General features: G+C 56.2%; 8 protein-coding genes. 7 read left to right on the top strand and 1 reads right to left on the bottom strand.

Annotated elements, in window-relative coordinates:
* The first annotated feature begins 57 nt into the window (after positions 1 to 57).
* From GLW01_RS14975 to GLW01_RS15005, 7 genes are all read left to right on the top strand, one after another.
* The gene (locus GLW01_RS14975; RefSeq protein ID WP_425356599.1) at positions 58 to 390 is read left to right on the top strand and encodes a DUF5062 family protein; all 333 of its coding nucleotides are present in this window, start codon (positions 58 to 60) and stop codon (positions 388 to 390) included.
* A 61-nt stretch (positions 391 to 451) separates the two neighbouring features.
* Positions 452 to 1,045, top strand: a complete 594-nt coding sequence (locus GLW01_RS14980) for a hypothetical protein (RefSeq protein ID WP_160899600.1) — start codon at positions 452 to 454, stop codon at positions 1,043 to 1,045.
* Between the two features lie 5 nt (positions 1,046 to 1,050).
* Positions 1,051 to 1,860 carry a sterol desaturase family protein gene (locus tag GLW01_RS14985; RefSeq protein WP_160899601.1) on the top strand — a complete coding sequence of 270 codons (810 nt, stop codon included), beginning with the start codon at positions 1,051 to 1,053 and terminating at the stop codon, positions 1,858 to 1,860.
* A 90-nt stretch (positions 1,861 to 1,950) separates the two neighbouring features.
* Positions 1,951 to 2,241, top strand: a complete 291-nt coding sequence (locus tag GLW01_RS14990; RefSeq protein WP_160899602.1) for a hypothetical protein — start codon at positions 1,951 to 1,953, stop codon at positions 2,239 to 2,241.
* Between the two features lie 92 nt (positions 2,242 to 2,333).
* Positions 2,334 to 2,780 carry an SRPBCC family protein gene (locus tag GLW01_RS14995; protein WP_160899603.1) on the top strand — a complete coding sequence of 149 codons (447 nt, stop codon included), beginning with the start codon at positions 2,334 to 2,336 and terminating at the stop codon, positions 2,778 to 2,780.
* Between the two features lies 1 nt (position 2,781).
* Positions 2,782 to 3,375: a class I SAM-dependent methyltransferase gene (locus GLW01_RS15000; RefSeq protein WP_160899604.1), complete on the top strand. Its 594-nt coding sequence runs from the start codon at positions 2,782 to 2,784 to the stop codon at positions 3,373 to 3,375.
* Positions 3,376 to 3,454: 79 nt separating this feature from the next.
* Positions 3,455 to 6,742 (top strand): DUF3427 domain-containing protein, encoded by a 3,288-nt coding sequence (locus GLW01_RS15005; RefSeq protein WP_160899605.1) that lies wholly within the window; start codon positions 3,455 to 3,457, stop codon positions 6,740 to 6,742.
* A 103-nt stretch (positions 6,743 to 6,845) separates the two neighbouring features.
* On the opposite strand, the gene GLW01_RS15010 is transcribed toward GLW01_RS15005, so the two are convergent.
* A complete protein-coding gene (locus tag GLW01_RS15010; protein WP_160899606.1) occupies positions 6,846 to 7,784 on the bottom strand; it encodes a hypothetical protein in 939 nt (312 codons plus the stop codon).
* Positions 7,785 to 7,885: the final 101 nt, after the last annotated feature.

A 7,885-nucleotide genomic window follows, 5' to 3' on the forward strand; every position in this document is an offset into this window, starting at 1 on the left:
TGGCTTCAATGTCCAGAATATACCTGGCCAACGCAACTCCCAGACTGAGTCCGCAGTATGCACCAGAAAACCAGGAACATCCGCCCCTGGCCGCTGGCCGGGGTTCTGCCAGGGCGTTACAGTGGATTCAGGCAGATACCCAACGAGGTGACCATGAAGAAAATGAAGAACGAAAAAGAAATGGTCAAAAAAGCCATTGAGGAAGGCATGAAGTACGGCGAGAACCGTGGCGTGGTGGAGTTTGAGGCCACGGACTCACAGGAGGCAAAAATCGAGTACATCTACCGGCTCCTGGTGCACGACAACGTCATTCAACCGATCCCGGAAGACCAGATTTCCCAGAAGGCCATGAAGCACAAGCTGGCCATCTGGGCCTCCAAGCTCAAGTAGTGCACGGAAGGCGCCCACCGAACGTATAGCGTCGGTAGAGAACAGGAACAGGTAAGGACCCATGCAGAGTGAACGATTCAGATGGCTGCTTAACAAGGGGATGATCGCCCTCCCCATCATCCTCGTTCTGGTGCTGCTGGCCCGGTGCGGCGGTGAACCGGACGGCAGTGGCGAACAGGCCTCCACGGATCAGGCGAGTGAGCCCAACCCAGAGCAGACTGACGCCACGGAGGAAAATCGCGACCAGGCACAGGCTGAAGAGACGCGGACTGAGGAAAGGGACCCGGAATCCTTCACTGCTGAAGAGATCAAGGCGGCCATGCAGGAGCACATCGAGAACCGCACCCAGATGGGCAACCCCGGCGTCTTCGAGATCACGGACCCGCGCACCAGCCAGACCCTCGAACTCCGGTTCCAGAAGATCCATGACCCGGTGCGGACCATGGGCGACGGCCACTACTTCGCCTGCACCAACTTCGCGGCCATTGGTGACCCTTACAAGACCTACGACCTGGACTTCTGGCTGCAGGTCCATGATGGCGAGCTGGTCGTTTACGAGGAGAACGTGCACAAGCTGCCCGTTCACAAACACGGTGAATGGGTCCAACAGCCGCGTTACAACTTCGTGGATGACCGGATCAACCTGCTGCGGTAACCACTATGGACGACCTGAAACTGCCTCTTTTCCTCGGTGGGTTTGCGCTCTTCTTCCTGATCGAGAGCCTGGCCGCCAAACGGCCCTGGCAGGAACCACGCGGGCAGCGCCTGCGAATGCACGCGGCCATGGCCGTGTTCAACACCGTGGTGCTCAAGCTCATCATCCTGGCGCCCTTCCTCTACTGGACGGAATACATCGCCGAACAGGGCTGGGGGCTGGCGCCCATGCTGGGCTACAGCGGGATTGGCGGGATCATCGCCACCATTATCGTGCTGGATATGTTCGATTACTGGTGGCACCGCTTCAATCACCGCGTGGGACTGCTCTGGCGGTTCCACAAGGTGCACCACGTGGATACCCACGTGGACGTCACGACGGCACTGCGCTTTCACCCCGGGGAGCTGTTCATCTCCTTCTTCGTCAAACTGGTCTGGATTGCCGTCTGGGGCCCCAGCCTGGTGGCCTTTGCGGCCTTCGAGATCTCGGTCAGCCTGGCCAGCCAGTTCCATCACTCGAACATCGATTTTCCGGATCGCTGGGAGCGGATCCTGCGCCTGTTCATCGTCACGCCCCGCTTCCACACCAGCCACCACACGGTCTCCCGGCGCACGGGCGACGCCAACTTCGCCACCATCTTCATCATCTGGGATCACCTCTTTGGCACCTACAAAGAACCCGATGAGGACGAAATGCGGGAGCTCGGCCTGGCCGAGGGGCGGGACGACTACCTCTCATTCGCCACCTGGCTGGCCGAGCCGTTCACCCAGCGCAACCACAACCAGGATGATCCGGAGCGACACTCAACCACGTAAACGTCATAAGTACTTGACGGCAGAGGCGCAGTTTCCAAAAGTCTGAGGTGTATGCTGGCAGGTAGGTTCCACCGACAAGGAGAAGAAGACATGAAACGTTTCCATTCCATCGCAACAGTACTGGCGGTTCTGGCAGGTCTTGCATTCGGGGGCCAGGCCCTGGCGTCCAGCCACGGAGACGAACACGCGGGTGATGAAGCCCACTCCGAAGAACGTGCCGAGGATAAGCATGCCGCGGATGAAGCCAAGTCAATGGATGATAGGAAGGCCAAGGACCACGACAAATCCAGGGATGACAGGCATTCCGAATCCGACGAACACGCCGGCGAGGAAGCTGAATCAGAAGAAAGCGACGAGCACGCTGGCGACTCCGACTGGTAAATGCTGACGCTGTAAAAGCCGATGGCCCTGCCTGAAGATCGAGGCAGGCCATCGGCACTCCCCGATCCACCCCCACCCATAGAGCCCTGACCATGCAGACGATCGTCGTGGAACGCACCATCAACGCTCCCATCGAGCAGGTATTTGACCTGCTGAGTGATCACGCCAACTACAAGCAGTTTGACGGCATCCGTGATTCCTGGCTTGTGAAGGAAGGCCCCGGAGAGCGAAACGGCAACGGGGCCGTGCGGCGGATTGACCTGGGCGCGGTCTGGTTCGAGGAGGAGATCAGCAACTTCCACCGGCCCACAAGCATGGACTACCGGATTCTGCGCTCGCGGCCGCCCATCGAGCACGAGAGTGGTGAAATCAGGCTGGAAGAGACCGAACAGGGGACCAGGGTTACCTGGACATCTGTTTTTCGGATTCGGATTCCGGTGGTGGGGCGGGTTCTGTCTCCATTGGCCGCTAAGGCTGGGACCAAGGCGTTTGGTAGTATGTTGAAGGCTATTGATCGGCGACTGGCCAAACACGCCTGATATGACGGACCCGTACTCAGAGAAGGCTCTTCACTTCTTCAACCAGTACCAGCAACTGTCGTTCGAAGACGTTCACCAGAGCTGGCTTGCGCAACTGCCGCAACAGCCTGGTTCCGCATTGGATGTCGGAGCCGGCAGTGGTCGGGACGCAGCCGCGCTCGCAGCCAGGGGCTGGCGTGTACTGGCCGTGGAGCCTGCCACTGAACTCAGGCAACTTGGCGAAAACGCGACCGACCACTTGGCAGTTGAGTGGTGTGAGGATCACTTACCCGAACTGAACCATGTCCGTACCCTCGATCACCGCTTCGACCTGATCCTGGTATCCGCGGTCTGGATGCATATCCCTCCCTCTCAACGAAACACCGCCTTCCAGGTGCTGACGGACTTGCTGTCTCCCGGAGGGCTCCTGGTCATCACCCTGCGGCACGGGCCAGGCGATGGTGAGCGTGTGTTCCATGAGACAGACCGCGACGAGCTGGAGAGGCTGGCGGAAAGCCAATCTCTGGCAAGCCTTCCGGTGGCTGATGGGAATGAAACAGACCGCATGGGCCGCAGTGAGGTGGCCTGGGAAACCGTTGTATTCCAGAGGCCGTGACCGGCCGCCCCCGCTGGTCTGGCGGACCAAAAGCGTCTAACCTGGTCGGTCATCGGAATTCCACAATCAGGCTTTCTGCATGGCCGGCACCGACAGGAAAAGACTCATCACCGGAGGCGATTCCAGTCCCCTCGCCCCGGAACTGAGACAGGCCATCCTGCGTGCGGACGAGATCGACCTCGCCGTAGCCTTCATCAAATCCTCCGGCCTGGCACTTATCTTTGACAGCCTGGTGCAGAGGGTCACCGAGGAGCCGCAGGCCAACCTACGCATCCTGACCAGTGATTATCTGGATGTGACGGATCCCGCCGCCCTGCGCCAGCTGATGCGGCTGGCAGAGCGCGGAGCGGACATCCGCGTTTTCGAGTCAAAAGAAACCAGTTTTCACCTGAAGACCTACATCTTCGTTCGCACTGAAGATGAAACACTCATTGGCGATGCTTTCGTCGGCTCCAGCAATCTGAGCAAAACCGCACTCACCAGTGGCCTTGAGTGGAACTACCGGGTGATAACACCGGATTCAGACTCGGTTGATGGGGCTGGCCCCTTTGAAACGATTAGACAGGAATTCACCGCCCTGTTCCATTCGAATGGCACCAAACCCTTAACCCATCAATGGATTGACCGGTACGAGCAGAACCGCCCGGACATTGTTCCGAAGATCGCCCCGGGTAGTGATGACCCGGAACCAGAGCCAGCCACGCCAACCGATGAGCAGAGCGCCGCGCTGCAAGCACTGAAAGAGACCCGTGCAGACGGCTACCAGCGTGGTCTTGTTGTCATGGCCACTGGCCTAGGCAAGACCTTCCTCGCCGCTTTTGATGCACAGCAGCTGGGTGCTCACAGGGTCCTGTTCGTGGCCCACCGGGAGGAGATCCTGCTCCAGGCCGAAGAAACCTTTCAGCGCGTCATGCCCAGAACCCGTGTTGGCCGTTACTACGGCGACTCCCGGGACAGCGAAGCACACATGCTGTTCGCCTCGGTCCAGACGCTGCACCGTGCCTCGCACCTTGAGCGCTTCCCAGCTGACCATTTTGATTACATCGTGGTGGACGAATTCCACCACGCGGCAGCCAACACCTATCTGAGACTGCTCCAGCACTTCCGGCCAAAGTTCCTCCTGGGACTGACGGCAACGCCGGACCGTTCGGACCAGTCCGACATCCTGCAGCTCTGTGATGACAACCTGGTCTACAACAGAAACCTCTTTGACGGCATCAGTGACGGCCTTCTCTGCCCGTTCAGCTATTACGGAATCTACGACGAGAACGTCAACTACGAAGAGATCCCCTGGCGCAACGGCCGCTTCGATCCCAATGCGCTGAGCACCAAGCTCGCTACCCTTGGCCGGGCAAGACATGCCCTGAACGAATGGCGCCAAAAGGGACTGAAGCGCACACTGGCCTTCTGCATCTCAACCCGCCACGCGGATTTCATGGCGGAACAGTTCAACCACAGCGGCGTTCCATCGGTTTCAGTGCATACCCGCTCGGACATCGACCGGCATGATGCGATCGAAAAGCTCAACGATGGTTCGGTCAGCGTTGTCTTTTCCGTCGACCTTTTCAATGAGGGGGTGGATGTTCCCAACATCGACACCGTCATGATGCTGCGCCCGACCGATTCAAAGGTTCTTTTCCTCCAGCAGATCGGCCGGGGGCTGCGTCGCTCAGACAGGAAAGACCACCTGGTCATTCTGGATTTCATTGGCAATCACAAAGGGTTCCTGAACAAACCCCAGGCACTGTTCGGCGTCGAGGGGACCGGCAGCAAACTGGCCGATTTCGCCCGGAAGGTGCAATCACAGCAGCAGACGCTTCTCCCCGAAGGCTGCTTCGCCAACTACGACCTCGAGATCATCAACTTCCTGCAGTCCCTGAACCCAACCGGTATCGAGGATGAATACCAGTCGCTGAAATCAAGCATGGGCCGCCGACCAACACTGCTTGAGGTCTACCGGGCTGGTATCAGCATCTCGAAACTGCGCAAACAGTACGGCAGCTGGTGGGAATTTATTGACCAGGTAGCTGACCTGGACCAGGAGGAAAAGCAGGTCCTCGGTAAGGCCGCCGGTTTCCTGCAAGCGATAGAAACCACCAGAATGACCAAGAGCTTCAAGATCGTGCTTCTGGAAGCCCTGATCGAAAACGACGGCTTCAAGCACCCATTAACCATTGGCGCCATCAGTGAAGCCTCAAGAAACATCCTGCTTCGGCGCCCGAAGCTGCAAGCTGACCTGACGGAAGCCCACCGCTATCTGGAATCGGTCGACAAGACCGAATGGATGCGGTACTGGCGCAAGAACCCGATAGCGGCCTGGATCGGTGAAAACCAGTCCAAGGAATCCGAAACGCTCTTCACGCTCGAGGATGATCGACTGATCCCGAGACTGACGCTGCCCGAAGAGCTCATTCCCGTTCTGGGAACCATGCTCAAAGAACTGGTCGATTTCCAGCTCAGCACCTACCAGGAGCGGCTGGCACCGGATACGCCAGAGCATGACAACGTGGTTGCCTTCGATGATGAACAACGAGGGGCCGACCTACCCTACTTCCCGAACATTCGAATCGCCTGTGGGCACTTCAAGACTGGCACGGCGGATGCCGAGGAGTACGTTAACCCGGGGGACGGCTACGGCAGGCTCGACCCGAACACGCACTTCATTGCCCAGGCGTCCGGGAATTCCATGGATGGCGGCAAAAAACCCATCAGGGATGGCGACTACCTGCTTTTGGAACGCATCAACCCGACCAATGCGGGCTCGATCACCGGCTCAACCATGGCAATCGAGCGCCAGGATGAAGGCGGCGACAACCAGTACCTGTTGCGAGTCGTCACCAAACAGAATGACGGCCAATACTTTCTCAGAGCCAACAACCCCGATTACGAAGATCTCCCGGCCGACGAATCAATGCGCACTTTCGCACGCTTGAAGGACGTTATTGATCCTTTCGATCTGGCCATAGGCCAGACCTTCATGCGCGAAGACATACCTCCGCTGTTCGGAGAGACCTTCAACCACGGGAGCTGGAACCAGGGGCATATCGTTCTGCGTGAACAGGGCGCGCACGTTCTGCTGGTGACGCTCAACAAGCAGGGCCGCCAGAAGGATCAACGCTACCAGGACTATTTCATCGACGAACAGACCCTCCACTGGCAGAGCCAGAACAGCACCTCTCCAGCCAACCCCAAGGGCCGTGAGCTCATAGAGCACCGCAGCCGGGGCATCGACATTCACCTCTTTGTGAGGGAGAACAAACTGGGCCCGGACGGCAAAGCTGCGCCCTTCCGGTATTACGGGAAGGTGGATTACCTGCGGCACGAGGGAGAGAAGCCGATGAGTGTTACTTTTCAGCTTCAGCGTTAAGGGTCAGGTCAGCCCCTGAGCGCAAGGCATATCGTCAAGCACGGTCTCCCAGTCCCATGTATAGAATATCGGGGGCTTGCCAATACTCAAATGCGATTTGTAATCACATTATATCTGCGATACTTGTGAACCTAGGTTTCGGGTGTTTAGATATAAATTCAGCTAGGTGCATAAAGCTACCCGGAGTAGTGTCATTTTCTTCCGGCAGGTTCATGAAATGAATTCTATTTTGGAGCTGCGGCGAAAAACATTGGAGGTATCTTTCTTTCAAATCTGAAAGAGCGTTTGAGTCACTTGTGTTTAGTATGTCAAAAACATATACGCGAGATAGTTTTGTGTTAGGGCCAACTCCAGCCTTTATAAAATAATTCATATAAACATCAGTTTGCGGGAGACTGTAGCCGCAAAAGTGTAGATTTTTACATTCAGACAAGGCGTTAGTTGCTTTTACCCAAATCTTTTGAAGATCTTTATCTGTTTTCTTATTAAATACAGGAGGGCAGATATTGGGCTCTTCTGCTGCTTTGCTTTCAAAGAATACATCATCATGATTGCTCGCAAATGAAAGCGAACCATGCAGTTTATACAGCTTAATGGACAAATGGCTTTCGTCGTCTGTTCTGGCATTTTTCAATGGTTTTATGAGTGGCTGTTTTTGACCATTTATCATTAAGAATCTTAGCTGTGCATCATATAAATGTTTCTCGCCTAGCCCATAATCAATCGAATAGGAGCGTATCGATGGTTGATGTTTTTTGAGGTTTCGGCGCTGTATTGCGTTGTGCAGCGAGCGCTCTAATGATAGATCGTAATTAAAAGTGATTAGCGTGGGAGGGGCATCCCCATTCTCAAAGTTTCTCAATATCGCATCCCAGAATTCTTTGTGGGATTCAGACTCACAGTCGCACCAATGATGTTCTCCTTGCGCCTTAAAGGTTATGTTCGTTTTTAACTCGATTGTTCGAGCTATCGCTAGTGATATGTTTCTAAAATGACGTTGTTCTGTGCGCCCTTTTTGACCTGCCCCCAGTAACTTGACCACTCACTACTTAGTGATGTCCCAAGTTTTGGGCTTCGATTGCCCGGTTCGATGTTGCGCCGCGAACTCCAGCGGTGTCTGGTATCCCAGACTGGAATGCGGTC

This window comes from Vreelandella halophila (assembly GCF_009856365.1).
GTDB lineage: Bacteria > Pseudomonadota > Gammaproteobacteria > Pseudomonadales > Oleiphilaceae > Halospina > Halospina utahensis_B.

What these genes read in the sequence shown, in the direction of transcription:
- GLW01_RS14990 (WP_160899602.1), top strand. Translation starts at nt 1,951, where the DNA reads ATGAAACGTTTCCATTCCATCGCAACAGTACTGGCGGTTCTGGCAGGT.
- GLW01_RS14975 (WP_425356599.1), top strand. Translation starts at nt 58, where the DNA reads ATGCACCAGAAAACCAGGAACATCCGCCCCTGGCCGCTGGCCGGGGTT.
- GLW01_RS15005 (WP_160899605.1), top strand. Translation starts at nt 3,455, where the DNA reads ATGGCCGGCACCGACAGGAAAAGACTCATCACCGGAGGCGATTCCAGT.
- GLW01_RS14985 (WP_160899601.1), top strand. Translation starts at nt 1,051, where the DNA reads ATGGACGACCTGAAACTGCCTCTTTTCCTCGGTGGGTTTGCGCTCTTC.
- GLW01_RS14995 (WP_160899603.1), top strand. Translation starts at nt 2,334, where the DNA reads ATGCAGACGATCGTCGTGGAACGCACCATCAACGCTCCCATCGAGCAG.
- GLW01_RS14980 (WP_160899600.1), top strand. Translation starts at nt 452, where the DNA reads ATGCAGAGTGAACGATTCAGATGGCTGCTTAACAAGGGGATGATCGCC.
- GLW01_RS15000 (WP_160899604.1), top strand. Translation starts at nt 2,782, where the DNA reads ATGACGGACCCGTACTCAGAGAAGGCTCTTCACTTCTTCAACCAGTAC.